Source organism: Bremerella cremea (assembly GCF_039541315.1).
In the GTDB taxonomy this organism is placed as follows: Bacteria; Planctomycetota; Planctomycetia; order Pirellulales; family Pirellulaceae; genus Bremerella; species Bremerella cremea.
Window position 1 is genome coordinate 477,524 of the sequence record NZ_BAABFZ010000004.1, and the last position, 16,362, is coordinate 493,885.

Annotated in this window: 8 protein-coding genes; 2 read left to right on the top strand and 6 right to left on the bottom strand. The window is 56.5% G+C overall.

Annotated elements, in window-relative coordinates:
- Window positions 1-150: 150 nt before the first annotated feature.
- Together fae and ABD890_RS16590 are read right to left on the bottom strand one after the other, a co-directional pair.
- On the bottom strand, window positions 151-648 hold the full coding sequence (fae, locus tag ABD890_RS16585) for a formaldehyde-activating enzyme (protein ID WP_345092068.1): 498 nt from the start codon (window positions 646-648) through the stop codon (window positions 151-153).
- Between the two features lie 367 nt (window positions 649-1,015).
- Window positions 1,016-2,746, bottom strand: a complete 1,731-nt coding sequence (locus ABD890_RS16590; protein ID WP_345092071.1) for a VWA domain-containing protein — start codon at window positions 2,744-2,746, stop codon at window positions 1,016-1,018.
- Between the two features lie 325 nt (window positions 2,747-3,071).
- Between ABD890_RS16590 and ABD890_RS16595 the strand changes: the two genes are divergently transcribed.
- Window positions 3,072-4,184, top strand: coding sequence for an ATP-grasp domain-containing protein (locus ABD890_RS16595; protein WP_345092074.1), 1,113 nt, complete (start codon window positions 3,072-3,074; stop codon window positions 4,182-4,184).
- A gap of 9 nt (window positions 4,185-4,193) precedes the next feature.
- On the opposite strand, the gene ABD890_RS16600 is transcribed toward ABD890_RS16595, so the two are convergent.
- Window positions 4,194-4,979, bottom strand: a complete 786-nt coding sequence (locus ABD890_RS16600; protein ID WP_345092077.1) for a lysophospholipid acyltransferase family protein — start codon at window positions 4,977-4,979, stop codon at window positions 4,194-4,196.
- 27 nt (window positions 4,980-5,006) lie between these two features.
- Between ABD890_RS16600 and ABD890_RS16605 the strand changes: the two genes are divergently transcribed.
- Window positions 5,007-5,489, top strand: a complete 483-nt coding sequence (locus ABD890_RS16605) for a YfcE family phosphodiesterase (protein WP_345092080.1) — start codon at window positions 5,007-5,009, stop codon at window positions 5,487-5,489.
- A gap of 18 nt (window positions 5,490-5,507) precedes the next feature.
- Here ABD890_RS16605 and rimI read toward each other — a convergent pair whose 3' ends face one another.
- The 3 genes from rimI to ABD890_RS16620 all read right to left on the bottom strand — a co-directional run bounded on the left by rimI (window position 5,508) and on the right by ABD890_RS16620 (window position 16,083).
- Window positions 5,508-6,026: a ribosomal protein S18-alanine N-acetyltransferase gene (gene rimI / locus ABD890_RS16610; protein ID WP_345092083.1), complete on the bottom strand. Its 519-nt coding sequence runs from the start codon at window positions 6,024-6,026 to the stop codon at window positions 5,508-5,510.
- A gap of 248 nt (window positions 6,027-6,274) precedes the next feature.
- The gene (locus tag ABD890_RS16615; protein WP_345092086.1) at window positions 6,275-12,748 is read right to left on the bottom strand and encodes a hypothetical protein; all 6,474 of its coding nucleotides are present in this window, start codon (window positions 12,746-12,748) and stop codon (window positions 6,275-6,277) included.
- Window positions 12,745-16,083 carry a hypothetical protein gene (locus tag ABD890_RS16620; protein ID WP_345092089.1) on the bottom strand — a complete coding sequence of 1,113 codons (3,339 nt, stop codon included), beginning with the start codon at window positions 16,081-16,083 and terminating at the stop codon, window positions 12,745-12,747. The genes ABD890_RS16615 and ABD890_RS16620 overlap by 4 nt, the downstream gene beginning before the upstream one ends.
- Between the last annotated feature and the right edge of the window lie 279 nt (window positions 16,084-16,362).

Consider the following 16,362-nt stretch of genomic DNA (forward strand, 5'->3'; position numbering starts at 1 on the left):
AAGAGATATCTGACGCGAATTTTCTTCTATCGAAATTCCGGCCGTAAGCGTGTTCGCGAAGGATGAACTGCAGGCATAAAAAATCCCGCGAGAGCCCAATTCAGGCAAGCACGCGGGACTTGATTTTCAGCGTCAATCGAAGACGTTCGACTAGAAACCGCGGAACGGGTGAGCAGCTTGTTCTTTGCCTGCGATGACTTCGTCAGCGGTTGGCTTGCCGGTCATGGCATTCTTGATCGACTGCAGAGTCGCTTCGTAGTTGTAGTCGTAGATCTTCTTATCGTCCTGGGCTTCCCAGTGGATGAAGACACCACACACGATGACCAGATCTTCGCACTGATCCTTAGGAATCACGCCTTGTTCGACAGCGTCAGCAACAGCCTTGGCGACGGCGGCCTGGGCTGGACCGAACATCTGGACGGCTTGCTTCGAGTTCTTGATCGTAACCTTGGTGATGGTCACGGTGGCTGGCTTTACAGCCAGATTTGGGGTCAACACAGCCAACAGGTTGGAGTGACCGGCAGTTTGATTGACCAGGGCGGAAGCAAACGCATGGCCAACCGGGCCATCCTTCGAACCGATCATCAGATCGATATGAGCGATTTCGTTGCCATCCCCAGCCAGGGCTTCTCCGATATACATCGACATCCGGGTTTCTCCGCTTGTGAACTATGGAAGATTCGGGGTGATACCTGTGTGACAGTTGGTTGCAATACTGCGTCGCACAGGCGATTTCGATCCGTTCAATGTAACGGGGCGTCAGGGCACTCGAAAGCCCCCGAAAATCCCGACAAACCAGGACTTTACGCACGCTACAAGCGAAAACGATAGCAGACTTCGCCCGAATTGCAAGTAGATAAACGGCCCGAAGAATCTGGCTGGTCTGGCCCCTGGCAAAGGAGGGGAGGCATTCGACCAGCAGGGCGTTCGCAAGGCAAGAAAGGAGAAGAGGCCGTCGCGCGGGCAGCGATGCACGACGGCCTCTGGCGGGAAGAATTGTTATCCCACGTGCGACCTATTGAACCAGTCGCAGTGGGCGGTATCCGGCGATCTGCTGGAAGACTTCGGTCAGTTCTTCCGCATACTCTTCCCCGGTCTTTCCACCGGGAATGTTGAAGTGAGATCCCTTGGTGATGTCGGCGACCTGTTGCATCAGGTTCTTATCCGCACCGGCACCCATGCTGATCGTCACGATCACGTAGCCACGGTCTGCAGCGAGGTAAGCTTCTTCGAGCACCGCATTGCGAGCCGCCGAAGAATTCACACCACCGTTGTTCCAGTTGGCCTGACCGTCGGTCATCAGCACGATCATCTTATAGGCACCGGCCCGAGCCCGGACGTCGAGCTCTTCTCGGGCGACCGTCATCCCACCGGCGATGTTCGTGTAGTTGTGATAGTGACCTGCCTGACGCTGATTGGCTTGAGCAATGATGAAGCCATAGTCATCCGCCAGGATCGATTCGAGCACCCCTTCGCCATCGGGGCCGTTGTAGACCGCCAGGCCCATCTGGTCGTCCGAGTCGGCCTGTTGGATGAAGTTGACGAACATCGTCACGGAAGACTTCAAGGCGGTGATCGGCTGGGCACTGGCCTTCCACATGTCTGGCATCTGGCTATTCAGCGAACGCTGATCCAACCAGAAGACGATCAAATTCTGGTAGCCGAACTTATAGCGGAAGCCTTTGGAGTTGTTCTGATTGCTGCCGGACATGCAGTAATCGAGATACGAGTTCCAGTTGCCACCGTACGGATAGTTGACCGTGTCGAGTCCCAGTGCCGCCTCAAAGGTTGAACGCTGGGTGAAGTTGAAGTAGTGAATCTGGTCCGAACCGTCGGCGTTCTTACCACTGTAGACCCAGACTTCGCGAACCTGGCTGCCAGGCGAAAGCGTTGCTTCGCCGCTGCTTGGGTAATAGGTCACGATGTTGTTGTCCGCCCGACGGACTCGCACGCGGTTGTACGACTTGGTCGAGTTGACGACGATCTTGTTGTATTGGTACTCGACAGAGACCTGGGCGTGCGAATCACGCGTTGGAGCTGGTCCTTTGGCGGTAGCCCACTGTGGCGTGAACTCGAGATTGCCGTAGATTGGCGAACCCAGTTCCTCGTACATCTGGTATTGATTGGCCGTCACGTGAGCGGCGCCCAGCGTATTAAATGCGTTGAATTCGCTGTCGTCGTTCATCGAACCCGACAGGTCAAGCACCACCATGATGTCACGTGGCTGATAGGCGGCGGCACTTTCGGCCCGGATGCTGAACGATTCGCGGCCCAGCAAATGCCCAAAGAAAAAGGGCATGTTGTCATATCGCATGCTAACTTTGACGGTCGACGCAGGACGATTTGATGGCACGATTTGCTTCGTGCTATCGTCCCAGTCGCCGTAGCTGACATCCAAGCCTTGCGAGTAGTTGGTCAGGAAGTGCTGCACACTTTCGCTGACTGGCTGGTTGTCGTATTCTTTCCACTGCGTGCCAACTGGGTTGCGAACGAGGTATTCGTGGATGGCGTCGGTCGAAGCGGCTTCGCCATCAATCAGACTTCCGGCACCGGCCAGTGTGGCGGCGTCGACACTACGTTGAAGCTGCGACTGCATGGTATACATGTAGCCGACGTCGATACTGAAGGCGAGCATGGCCATCATGACAATCATCATCACAGCGGCGAGAACGACGATGATGCCTGGCTTGCGGCCGAAACGTACCTGAGACATTTCCTCATCCGGCGAAGCAGATCGGCGAAGCATAAACTCTCTCCTGACAAGTGTGAGAAACTTGGATGGGGTCGCGGCGTACCGGAAGGTTGCCGAGCTGGCCGACTCGGGGGGCGACGCCAGTATTCAAAAGGGTCCGAAACGAGATTTAGGGAGTTCGCTTCCACCCAGTCATGTTGCGTTTTTTCAACAACAGCACCAAGCGGGTTTCTGCGGCAAACCTCTCTTCAGAAGAGAGTGACGAGTGTCCTTGCTAATTGAAAACGTAGGTCATACGGCATTAGGAGGCTGGGATTTTCTTCCAGTTTGCGCGGAATAGGGCGTTGCCATGGAACCAGGCCAGCGAAGAACGATTGGAGTGGTCGGCGCCAGTTGCCGCGCGATGGCAGCTTCGTTGATCCGAGCCGATTATCAAGTCACTGCCGGCGACCTGTTTGCAGACTACGACACCCAGCAATTAGCTGCCGCGACGACGCTCTCCAAATATCCGTGGTCGGCACCAGATTGGCTTAGCAAGACGACGGTTGACGCGTGGTGCTTCACCGGAGGAATCGAGAACTATCCGCGGCTCGTTCAGCGAATGTCGCGGCATGCTCCGCTCTTAGGTGCGACGCCGGACGCACTCCGCAAAGTGCGAGATCCATTTTGGCTGGCTGACGTCGCAAAGCGATATGGATTCCACTTCCCTGAATCAAAACGTCTCGACGAAGCATCGTCTTCAACAGTCTTCAACGAGCCATGGTTGAAGAAGCCATATCGATCGGCCGGAGGACTCCGAATCGAAACGGTGCAGGAGCCGCCAGGTTGTTCTTCGCAGTTCTTTCTGCAACGCCAACTGTCAGGGACACCGATGTCGATGGCGTTGCTTTCCACAAAAAAGAAAGTGCACGTCGTCGGGTTATGTCGATTGCAGATCGGTTTTAACTTCGGTGCCCCTGGGATGTTTCTGTTCGCTGGCGGGGTAACATCGCTGCAGCCAGTCTCGCAAGAACTTAGGGCGATCGCGGAAGCGATCCATGCTGAAGCGAAGATGCTTGGCTTGTGGGGAATCGACTTTCTTCAAACGGACAAGCCAACGGTCCTGGAAGTGAATCCACGTTGGACCGCATCGATGGCCCTGCACGATCGTCGCAGTGCGATCGCCTTGATGGGGATGCACGTGGCGGCGTGCGAAGGAAGGGAAGTCGATGCGTTGTCGTTGTCAGATGACTCGGCCGCTGCGTTTCGGATTTTATATGCGCGGCAGCCGATCGATTTCCGGCAGGAAGTCTTCGAGCAGATTGCCGCAGCGTTTGATCTCTCACGCGAAGCGACCATCGCCGGACCAGAGTTCGCCGACGTTCCTTTCCCAGGCAGTCGGATCGAAACAGGATTCCCGGTGTGTACGCTCTACGCAGATGGAGCCACCGAAGAAGAAGCAGAGGCTTCGTTGGCCGCCAAGATCGAGCGAGTTGAATCGCTGCTCTATTGAGCGTCGCCGCTAGTTCTCGGGATGCGACGAATTTGTGTCGCTGTTCGTTGGAGTGTCCACTTCGGAGTTGCCGGTTTTCCACTGCTTGCCAGCCAGCTTCGGCTCGAACTCTGGGTGACCTGCCAAGCGAGCGATTTCTTTCGCGGCGGCCAGTATCATCGCTTGATCGCTGTCGAACGCTTCGGGATAGATCAATTCGCCCAGGTAAATGTCGACGGTGGCACGCATAAAGAATGGACTGGTCACCGTGCCATTGAAGGGAGCTCCTTCGATATAGACCGGCAGGATCGGTACGCCTGCCTTGCGGGCCAGTAGCGCCGCGCCTGGTCGAACCGGCAATAAAACTTCGTCGGTTTGATTAATTCGACCTTCGAGTAAAACACCAACCCAGCAGCCAGATTGCAGCAAGCGAACCGCTTCGCGGACCGATGCGTTGTCGATGCCACCGCGACGTGTTGGGATCGCTCCGGTCTCATACAAGAACCAGCCGAACCATTTGTTTTCACAATACTCGCGGGCTACCATCCAACGTACGCGGCGTTTGGCGGCTCGGTGGATAAAAAATGGGTCGACGCTGCTACGATGGTTGGCGACGATCACGGCGCCGTCGGTTCGCGATAGCGGAAGTCCGCAGGGGGTCTTAGTCTTCCACACAAATCGCAATAAGATAAAGGCCAGTCGATCCAATAGATACTGAACCATCGTGTACTCGGTCCGCCGGGCCAGCAGCCAAATCGCGGCAAATGCTGCCAGGCCAATCAAGGCAACGATTCCGAGTACGTGTAGAGCGTTCAAGATGCGAAGTTTTGAAGGATAGAACGAGTGCAGATTGGAGTAGTCAGCGACACGCATGGGCACAGCGATTTTGCCCAAGCGGCTGCATACATGCTAGAGACGTTCTCAGTAGAACAAGTTTTGCACTGCGGCGATATCGGGAGCACTGGTGTCGTGCAGGTTTTTTCCACGTGGCCAACGCATTACGTATTTGGCAACACGGACGATGCCCGCGATGTTCTACGTGACGAAATCATGGCGTGTGGTGGCACCTGTCACGAGACGTTCGGTGATTTCCGAATCGATAATCGTCGTATCGGAATGACGCATGGTGACGACGCCGCCTTGCTGATGCGGATGATCCGTTCGCACGACTTCGATTTAATTTGCTCAGGCCACACGCATCAGATGCTGGTGCGTGAGGAAGGCCCCACGCTGGTCTTAAACCCAGGGGCCCTGTATCGAGCACGACGTCATACCATTGCCATCGTCGATCTGAAGACGATGGAGCATGAGATCGTCGAAGTCTAAGCCAAATAGCCGAGCTGCTTAGCTGGCCATTCGAGCGATACGATTGACCGGGGTGAATCCGCCTGCTTCCTGCTGCTGCTTGTACTGCATCAGGTAGGCATCTTCGGTCGTGTCCTCGTAGAAGTCCTTCAGAAGCGAGATCGCTTTGAAGTCGAGGCTGCGGAAAAACTTCTGAGCGTTGAGGTTCGTCTCGCGAACTTCCAACAGAATCTGGCGGCGACGACGGTGGGTCAATTTCGAGACCAGCTTGCCGATCATCTGACGACCCACGCCAAAGCGTCGCATTGAAGGAGCCACTGCCAGGTTCAACAGATGCAGCCGAGTGTTGAGAATCTCGTAGATCATGTAGCCGGCGATGCGATCTTCATGCTCGGCAACCATGCCGATGCAATTTCGCTCGCGAAGGCACTTCACGAACTCTTCTTCGCTCCAGGCATATTCGAAACTGAGACTTTCAATATCGAGAACCTCTTGCATATCGCGGCGAATCATCCAACGGATATGAACAGGTAAGGTTCGTTGACTGACTTGACTCATGCCGGACTCCTTCCGAAATAGCCAAAGCTGAAATTAGCCGAGAGCGTTTATCGCTGATTGCTTGGCTGCCTTCCACTTCTTCGTTGATAGGCATCCTCCTCGCAACCAGCTCGGATTGTCTGTCTGAGGAAGCGGTAACCTATCAGAATTGCGGAAAGGTGCCAAGTCGAAAGAGGCCCCGAATCGCGTGAGGAAATCCGCGAAGGGACGCTAGCTGGTAAGTGGCGTAAACTGCCACGACCATGCCGTTAGTTTCGACCTAAGACAGCAGCCGATCGCATGGGCAAAGAAGCCCATAAAACCGCGGCAATCAACAGCAAGCCAATAAAATGGGGAGGTAAGAACAACCACCAGAATAATCCGGCCAAAACTCCGCAAACTTGTGGATTGCGAACCATCCAATGGCTCGCTTGCTGACCCAGACGATTCAAAATTGGATGCCTGAAGAAGATCAGTCCGATACCCAGTAGTGCGAGCATGCTTGTGGCGATGGGTGGCCAGTACGAATAGCTGCGCGAAGAAGCGACGCGAATCGAAAGTGTGCCGAAAGGATTTGTCTCGCGGAAGTAGTGGAATCGTTCCGAAGCAACTTCATCGGTCGCATCGGTTAAGGAGACCGGTATGGCGCTCGTATTGCTACGATCCGAGACTTCCCAGGTTTCGACATCACTCGCGTTGTCACCCAATAGCGAAGCAATTTGCTCGCGGGTGTTCTCCGGCGATTCGCCTCGCTTGCGAAGCAGTTCCTGATAGTTGAACAACGCAGCGAACGCTTGTTCCATTCGCAACTGATTCCAGCGTTGGATTTCGACTGAGCTGATGCCTGATTGCGTATCGCGAGAAGCATCCTTCAAGCGAAACGCTGAGGTGACTTGTTGTCGGCTCCAGGCCATTCGATCGAGATGCGGCACGTTTTCAATTGTCCACTGCAGCGGCAAGCTGACGCGGAGCAGTTCTTCGGTGCCGTTAGCATCGGTGAGTCGCGGCCGATCGAGATTGAAGTGCAAGTCTTTGTCCGGAATCAACCGGGAGCGGAACGCCAGCTCGACCATCTGCGGTAAGCTGCTCGACTTTAGGGGAATCGTTACGACTCGATCGGCCCGGGGTTCAATGTTCCAGAGCCGGGTATAGTCGACCGAGGCCCCCATCACATCAACGGTTGGTGGCAAAGTGAATTCAACGCTGCCGTTGCCTTGCGGTAAGATTGCGGCACGTATCACGCCGAGTGCGTTCCCCTGGCGGTCGACGTGGATCGTCGTTTCCAGCGAATCGACCAGTGGGTTCCCTGTGGGATTGGCTCGTTGAATCAATTCGCAGGTATAGTCAGGCCGCGTTGCGATCAGCAGTTGATGCGTGTCGGGCGTGTTCGCCGTCAGCCAACGCTCCGAGGGCGTCGTCGCTCGCAGCACTAACGAAGACCAAAGGATCTCTTGCTGGTCCACTTCGCGCGGAATCGCAGCCAGTTGTCGTAAATGTGGCTGGCCAATCAGCAGCAGCGGAGCGAACTGCACACGACGACCTGGCGAGGTCTTCAGCTTGCCACTCCAATCAAACGAGAGGTAACTGCCCAGCTGTTTTTGAGGAACCAAGGTGTAAACAAACGCCGACTTGTCGGGCAGTTCGCGAACATGAACCTCGAAGTCTTCGATCGAGTCAACGTCGAGTTCCACCTCTTTCGGGACGAGCCACTGGAGATAGCCAACGCTGCCGCTTCGAATCTCGAGCTTGCCAACCCAGTTCAACTTCCACGCGCCATCAACGCGGTCGGTGATGGTTAGCATGTCGCCCGAAATGAGCACGTCGTTGGGGATGACTTGCCAGTCAATCGGTAGCGACGAGTCGACCACTTCCCACTGACCAACTTGAACGAGCTCGTCGTTCATTGGGTCTGCCGCTTCATCCTGGAGAGGAATCAAGTTAGTGGTGAGCATCGGGCGAACAAGCACCGAGTGGTCACGCACCAGTTGCACGCGGCAAGACTGGGTGTGAACATCGCGGATCTTAATGGGCGGAAGGCTCACATCGGTTTGATTGACCGGCAGCCATTTACGACCATTGATGGAAAGTTCCTGCAGGCCACTCACGTCGGAAAGAAGCATCACTCCGAGTTCGCCGCTGGCGGCATCGTAGTGCCACTGCGTCGGGCGAAGCAGGCCGTCAACCAGGTAGCCGACCGATTGGATTTCGCAGCCAGGGATCATCTCGACGACGTACTGCTTGGCCTGGCCTGAGTAGGTTTCGATCTGAGCTTTCAGATCGAAGTTGTAGCCATCGGAATCGAACTGCAGGCGATATCGCAAGTCAGCATTGCCGCGCGTCGCAATCGGTCGCGTCGAAATAAGCCAGTCGAGCGGTTCGACCGTAGCCACCGCGACCGCGAAACGGAAGTTCGGCTCGTCCTCGTTCCATTCGCGAAGGAAGTCGTCTTGCGACAAGATGTTGACCCGCGATTGGGCCTGGCTGCCAACTTGCAATTGGCTGTTGGCGGCGACCGCCACCCAGCGTCGTTGCAAGGTTCCATTGGCCACTTCCACATTGGGGAACCGAAGTTGTCCCACCTGTTGCGCCCCATCCAAAGAGAACCGCAAGTCAATCGCGTCGATTGGCGTCGCGCCTTCCAGCAGGTTGATGGCATAGGTTCGCGTGGAAGCGGAAAGACTGTTCGACTTCACTTCCGCAGTCCAGCCGAGTGACTGCTGCATGTCGAGCTTCAGTCGTGAGTCGACGTTCAGCAGGATCGGTCCGATCTGCGGTGAACGGTTGGTCAGCATCAAGCGGACACGTAGCTCGATGTCATCTTCGGTGAACTGCAGGAGGTCGAGTTCGCGGAACTCGAATCGGGCTTGAAGTTCCGAGGAACGCCACTGCAGATCGAAGCCCTCGACCATGCCAAGCGGAATCGTCTGGCGAATGTTGGAAGATTCGAGAGAAATTTCGCGATCGTTGAATTGGATTTTCGGTGAACCCATCCGCATCGAGTCGGCGATCGTTACGGCCGTGCTGACCTGGGGAGGTGTTTCGATGTGCAGGGCCAAGGGCATGTCGCCCGGTTTCGAGACCGGCAACAAGCTCTTGATCACGATCGTGTGTTGCCCAACTTCTTTCAGCGGCAAGACCAGTTCGCCCGTCGTCACGCTGTAAGGATTGGGCAGAATGCTGCTGCTGGCGTCGACTCCAGAGTTAATTTGATCGACCGCCGTGCTCAAGCTGACGCCGAGCTGGGCATCGAAAGGCAGTCGAATGGTTTGGTTTGTCTTGGTGGTCACCACGTTGATGTTGGTAGTGACAGCAATTTCCGACGCCAGCTCGACCGAATCGATCAGCGAAATCTCGTAGCTCATTCCTTCGATAATCGAACGGGGAATGTCGTCATCCGGTTGTTCCGCGACCGCATTCAAACGTTCATAGAATGGAAGGGGCAGATAGGCTTGACCCACAGGCTTGCGGTTGGCATCGATAGGAATCAGCACGGGATAGACCGTCACCGGTCGTGCTGCCTCTTGAGCGGCTACCGGGGCAACGCTCTCGGACATCCAGCCAGCGGCCAGGGCGAGCAAAAGGCTGGTCACGGTCAAAGTGGAACCCGCAGCGTAGGTCGGGGACGAGACCGTGCGAGGACGCATCACCAGGCCTGCGATTCCCCCCAGGGCAATCCCCAGGAAGCTGGCGGATGTGAGCGGTGCGAACAAATCCGGAAGCCAGGGCACTATCGCCACGAGCCCCAACAGGCATGCCACCAAGTTCCGCGGGAAGCGAGGAAACAAGATTGCGCCAATGCAAATCGCTACCACGAACAGGAAAATACTGATCAGGCGTAACGAATCGCGGTGCACAATCCAAAGGGTGCCAGCAGGCAACGCTTGACTGGCTTCAAACGGGACCAGGTTCGGTTCGTCAGGATCGCTCAGGTTTCCCTGGAACATCCCAGACCACAATCCCAGCCGAAGTCGCTCGCCAAAACTTGACCAACGCGGGCTGGGATATTCCATGCGAACCAAGCGGCTGCCAAGCGTAAACGTTGCCTCTTCAGCGGAGGTTGGAAACGACGCGGTCGCGAATGACGGCCGAATCGCGCGCATGAGATAGAGCGTCGCCGGATCGATCTGGTAGTGAACTTCCAGATCGGCCGCCGAAGCTTCGTCGGGAATTTCGATGTCGATCTGCTGGCCATGTTGTTTCCAGCGAGACCAGGGCTGACCTTGCCATTGAATCAGTTCCAGCTCGGCATGTTCCGGCAGGGTAATCGAGGCATGCCCAGGTCCGTGCGAAATGATCGACCATCTCGAAGTCATCCGCTGGCGACCGTCGTTCTCGAGATTGATCGAATGCGTGGTCTTGGTCGCGAAAAGCTCGGGCAAGGTATCGGCCAGTTGCCAGTCGCAAGCGATCAGGCCACGGATGTTTTCGGCCAAGCGTCGGATCTCCAGCGGCCGATATTCGTAACGGGTCAGGTCGCTACCGGGACTTTGCGAACGAGCATCGAGGTAGACCTTTCGCAGCAAGATCGGATCGGCCGTGAGCTGACATGCCTTGGGGCTGGTCAGCGTCAGCATGCCAGACTGAGGCTCCGCGGAAGGAACCGCCAACAGCAGCGGCGAATTAAAATCCCCAGATTGCTGTGGGAAAGTGCCACGCAAGATCAATGGGAAGCTGCTGTCGGACGGAGGCGTCAACTCATAGATGTAATACGGTTCACGCTGGTTCGGATTTTCAGCGGCGGACGTAGTGATCGGTGTCCAGCGAATCGGTTCCAGGTCGGGCGTGGTCCACTTAACCTCGTTCGACCATCGCTGCGTCGACCAGACGAGCAAGGTTTCCGGCAGCAAGCCACTGCCGTTGAGTCGAATCGCGGCGAGTTCCCGGTACGCGTCTTTCTCGATCCGCACCTGAACGTCGATCTCAGCATCATACGTCGCACGCTTACGGGTAACACGAATCAGGTGCTGAAGATCGGATCGCCCGCGAATCTCGAAGGCAGGTGTTTGCCACTTCGAGCCGAACAATCGGATGATCTCGGCAGGGGCATCCTGAATCGCTTTGCGAGCGACTTGCCCTTCCGGTTCCAATCGCAGGTCGAAACCGGCGGCAGGTTTGACGGAGACCCATTCCAGATTCGCCACGCCCGGGGCGAGGGCGAACGGTCGGAAATCGGAAATTCGCAGATTGCCGAAATCATTCTCGCGAGTTCTTCGTAACGAGATCTGTAGATCGGAAATCGCGGAACGATTCTCGACCCGCAGCACACGTTGTTCGTCGCGTGCCGTTTCTTCCCAGCTTACTGCAGACTGGTCGGGAAATTGAACGACCGTTTCGACACGCCAACCAGGCGAAAGCGGCAGTTCGATATGATCGGTCGTTTCGTCGCTGTCGGCGATGTGAATCACGCTGTCCGACTGAATCACCAGGTCATTCACCGTAACCTTGTGCACCAGCGCGGTATGCAGGGACTCGCTTTGGCGAAAGAGCTGCAGCCCGATCTCCGCGTTCTCATCGAACAGTCGGAAGCGAAGGTTCGGCCGACCTAGCGAGTTATGTGGAACGTATTCGACTTCCTGGGCATTCTTCAGAATGCAGTACGAAAGATTGATTCCGGCGTCGAGTTCCGCCGCGACCACATGCGACTCGGTTGGCTGCGAACTAAGCACGACGATCGGCAAGTCGATTCGCGAATAATCGCCAATCACCATCGGGGCCATTCCCTGGATCGAAACGGTCGCCGTTTCAGCCGAAGGGAAGAGTTGCTGGGGAAGCTCCAGCGTTTGCTTACCGTCGGAAAGCTCTTGCAGGTCGAGAGGTTCGATCGCTTTTCGATTGACCGACGCGCCCGTGACCACCATCCCCTTGGGAATGGAGAAGGTCAATGCGCCCTGAGGTGGGGAATGCAACAAGATTTGCGAAGTCACTTCGCACAAGTTGTCGCGAACGTCGTAACGGGTCGACTGCGTTGCCGTGACGGTGTCGCTCTGAAAGAGGCGGTCGCTGGGAACCAGCGAGAAAGCAAGCTTGCCTTCCCATTGCGGGCTCAAATGCCATGTTTTCATGCCTTCCATCGGCGTGGCATCGGCATCGGGAACATCGAGCGTCACTCCCTCACGCAGATCCAGGTGCCACTTCGAGGGAAGGTCGAGATAGAAGTCGACCTGGGGCGCAAAGGTCAGATCGAGATCGATCGTCAGTTCGTCGGTCGATCGTAGCGAAGCCTGGTAGCTCCAATCGAGCGTAAACATCGATTGAAACTCGCGGAGGAAGACACCAACCTGATCTCCGTTGGCACCGACCCATAGATTGGGCATCGTCGATTGTCGTTGCAGCTGATCGTAATAAAAGAGGTTCGTTCCTTTCAATGAAACGAAGCCAGGTTCGGTCGATTCTTTCTCGCCCAGGTCGAACTGGGCCGAGCCTTGAAGTGTTCGCCCTTCGAGCTGGGCTCGATACGTCAAACTGCGAAGCGGCAACGCACGTTGTTCGATTCCCTGGCTGCGCGCGAACTGCGTGATCAGCTTGCCGAAGTCGTCGAGCTGCATTTGCGGCGCGAACTCGAATCCATACCGAGGCCATTCCGTCGGACGATTCTCAGGGACATAGATCTTCTGATATTCGATATCGTTCGGAACGGCTGGCTGCTGAGCGAAGAGCGTGGCAGCGCAGTACAGCATGGCGACGCTTGCCCACGCAAACGCCTTGAATAGGACGCCGTGCTTTTCGCGAAGCCATAAGGTCATCGAGATTGTCCGCTAGAGGCCGCGGTGGCTGGCATGGAGGTCGTCGAGATTCCGGCGGATGGCCCTTGCGACGCCGATGCTGATGTATTTGGAACCGAGGCCTGGCTGTCGCTGGACGAGCGAGCACGTACGGCCGACTTGACCGGAGTTCGCGACGACGCGAGGCGGTAGAGGGCGATGCCGAGGATGGCCAGCATGATGCCGACGATCGACATTTCACCCACCAACATGGCAAAGTCGGGATAGGCAACCGCGACCGCCAAGGCGACGATGGCCGCCACCCCAAAGACCAACACATGCCGCGTTTGCGGAACGTAGAACAGAACCAGCAACGCTGCGAGCGAGAATCCAGAGAACAACAGCATCAAGTAACTGATCTTGGCCGCGCGGATCGGAACGTTCTCGAACGAGCCGATCGTACTGTAGAGGGCACGATTCATTCCCTTTGGCAACTCCGACTTGGCGCTGCTCTTGGCCATCGTTTCCAATTGGTTTTGATTCAACCTAGGCGAACGACGGTAGGCACCATGTTCCCACGACCAGTCCATTTCTTCCGAAAGCCCTGGAGCGGAAAGTACCAGCCAATTGCCAGGGCTGACGATTTGCAGGTAGCTGTAGCCACCTTCACGACCTGGTTGGCTCGTGCCGAGTATCGCATTCGTAATGACCGGTGAACTGACATTCAACGAGGAACTCATGCCATCCCCTTCGCCATACTTGTACCACAGTTCCAGGCGATCTCGGCCTGACTCGTGTCGCTGCGGGATGTCGAGCTGAAGCTTGCTTTCGTTGAGCGTGGCCTGCATCTCGACACCGTTCCAGTAGGCTTCGACATCACTAACGCCACGAGGCAACGTAACCTCCAGGCGAGGTGCCGAGGTGCGGAGTGTGTACGCCGCGCGATCACGTCGATCTTCGGGCGTTAAGGCGACCTGCAACCAATGGAAGTCGACCACGACTCGGTCGTCCGTTTCGGGCGTTAAGAAAGGAGCAGCGAATTCGACCTGACGGGTATCGCCCCCGGGCAACTGGAAGGTCTGCCCTTGATCCGACATCGAAAGGCTTCGCCAGTCTTCGGTGGCTGAAAGGACTTCGACTTCGTGCGGTGCCTGGAAGGTCACTTCCAACGGCTTGAAGTCGACGTCGATGCCATCTTTCGTCAAGTCTTCCGATTTCGGAGACATCAGATCCATCTCGTAATGACCTGATTCCGGAATCGTCTCTCGCAGCGGAGCGTTGTATTCGACCTTGATGCGATAGGGTGGATTGGCTTCGGTCAGCGAGAACTGGATCGTTTGTTCGTCTCCCTGACCGAGAGCCTGACCGGCGACTTCTTTGTCGTTGATCTTGGCGACGGTGACCTGGAAGAAATAGATACTGGTCGGCAGATGAAACACTGCCTTGCTTGGCGAACTGTGGAACGGTTCGTAAAGGAACTCTTGCTGGACCAGGGCGTAGTCTTGTCCTTCGACCAGTTTGACATTCACTTTAGAACCGACGATCAATCGTGGAACAACCGGAGTCAGTTGCAGGCCGAGGCGCAGGTCTTGCTCGGTCGGAGCGGCTCGCAAGATGATGGTGCCACGTTCACCGGAGAGTTCCACCTCTTGACTGCGGCTACGGTCGAGTTGGAAGCCTTGGCTCTTCTCGGACTGGAAGCGGATCTCGAGATCGTTATCGGGGATGGCCGTCACGGTTGCTGAACCGAAGGGCTCTGCCAGAGGCACAATCCAGGGAAGCGAGATCTCGGCCGGATCGACCGTCAGGTGGTCGCGATGGGCACGGACCGTAACGACAATCGTGCGGTAAGGAGCGGTCGTCATCGCCTCGCCACCAGTTTCACCGGTCAGCGGCAACACGAGCTGGTCGGAGGTTCCGTCGGTCGGTTGCCAGGTGGCGGCACCGTTGGTATCGACACGATCGACCGTCCAGCCATTCAAATCGATCAGCAGGTCATCGGTATACGATCGAGGCAGTCGATACGAGAGGGTCGCAACGAGTTGCGAGTCGAGCTTGCCGACGTGCAGTTCGTAATCAGATTTCACACGGGCCGTCGATTGGATCGGCAGGGTGTGCATCACCAATGTGGCGGGTTGTTGGTCATACGAGAAACTAGCTCGGTACGACATGCCATCGGAGCCGCGACCCGATTGCTCCCGCAAATTGCGAGGCGTATACCACTGTACGTGAACGTTCTGCGAGGCGGAGATGCTGAGTGTCCCATCCTGAACGTCGCAACCTACCACGTCGAACTGTCCGACGGTGAATTGGCGTTTGCCACGTTCGCCGGGGACTGGATCGGTTTGCTTGGTGGTAATCGAGATAGTAACCGGGCCCTTGGTCGCTTCATCCAGTTCGACCAACAGCCGATTGCCGAAGGTCTGCCCGGTTGGTTCCATCGCTTTCACGGTGTAGCCAACGGTTGGCGTCGTCGGTGGAACGAATTCCGCGTCGTCGTCGATTTCGACCTCGAACGAGTCGAATGGAATCGTCGTGCTTTCCACTTGCAGGCGAGCCGTCGTCGTCACCAACTGTTCCGTCTCGACATTGGCGAGAAGTTGCCCTTTGACCTTCAGGGTGACCGGCTGTTCCCGCATGGCCTGGTCGTCGAATCGCCAGTTGAACGACAGGGGGCCGCCAGCGAATTCGTACTGATGCATGCTGTGCTCTTCGAGAGGAGTCTCGGTGAGCGTCTTAGGGACCATGCTTCCCTTGTACGAAACATTCGCACCGGGCTGTGGAATATCGAGCGTGACCTGGCACTTGGTATCCGCAGGGAGTGTCGTTTCCAGCGAGGTTTCCTCGCCGCGCGTCGTCAGCGGCAGCAAGGCAACTACCTTCAGCAGAATCGGCTCTGGTTCTAGTGGGGAAAGCAAGGCTTCCTTTGCCACCGGGAACTGGCACCACAATGCGTAACCATCGCTTTTGGTAGTGGCCTGGGGGCGATCGAGAATGATCGGTAGTTCAGGGCTGACTTCGACGTCGGAACGGAAGATCGCGTGATGCAGCCCCAGCGGAATTCGGACCCAGCCAGACGCATGCGGAGTGACTTCATACGTGACATGCAGCAGGGCATTGGTACCCTCGACATCGATACGAGCCGAGACCGTTTCCAGGGAGTACTTCGGCAGGTCTTTCGGATTCGTGTTGCGGTAAACGTCTTTGTACCAGATCCGAAACGAGTCGGCCGGGAAATCGAGGACCCGCTCAAATGGGCCACCTTCTGCGATGCTGCCATCTTTGATCGGAAGCAGGAAGATCTCGGGCCCGCGTTCTTCGATCTTGGTACCGCCAGCCGTTCCTTGGGCTACGGCATTCGATGAGGTGGCTGCCATCAGGATCAGCGCCAACACGAAAATGGCAGATCGAGACGCACGCGTCCAGCAACGGAGGCAGAGCCCCGGCAGTGCGGAACCAGGTTCGCGGCACGCGGCGTTCATGAGTTAAAGAATTGTCCGGATAAGGAGGAGGCGGAATCGACGCCCGAAAGATGAGAGGGCGTTTGCCTGGGACGAGAAAGCTGGTCAGAAATCGGTGTCCAGCATCGGCACAATGGGACTGATATCGTTCTCAGTCGAGTGTCCATTCCAATCGCTCGCGTTTCGTCTCGCCAC

Bases quoted from the DNA above. Each gene is read 5' to 3' on its own strand.
- ABD890_RS16590 (WP_345092071.1), bottom strand. From the start codon at position 2,746: ATGCTTCGCCGATCTGCTTCGCCGGATGAGGAAATGTCTCAGGTACGT.
- ABD890_RS16615 (WP_345092086.1), bottom strand. From the start codon at position 12,748: ATGACCTTATGGCTTCGCGAAAAGCACGGCGTCCTATTCAAGGCGTTT.
- ABD890_RS16620 (WP_345092089.1), bottom strand. From the start codon at position 16,083: ATGGCAGCCACCTCATCGAATGCCGTAGCCCAAGGAACGGCTGGCGGT.
- rimI (WP_345092083.1), bottom strand. From the start codon at position 6,026: ATGAGTCAAGTCAGTCAACGAACCTTACCTGTTCATATCCGTTGGATG.
- fae (WP_345092068.1), bottom strand. From the start codon at position 648: ATGTCGATGTATATCGGAGAAGCCCTGGCTGGGGATGGCAACGAAATC.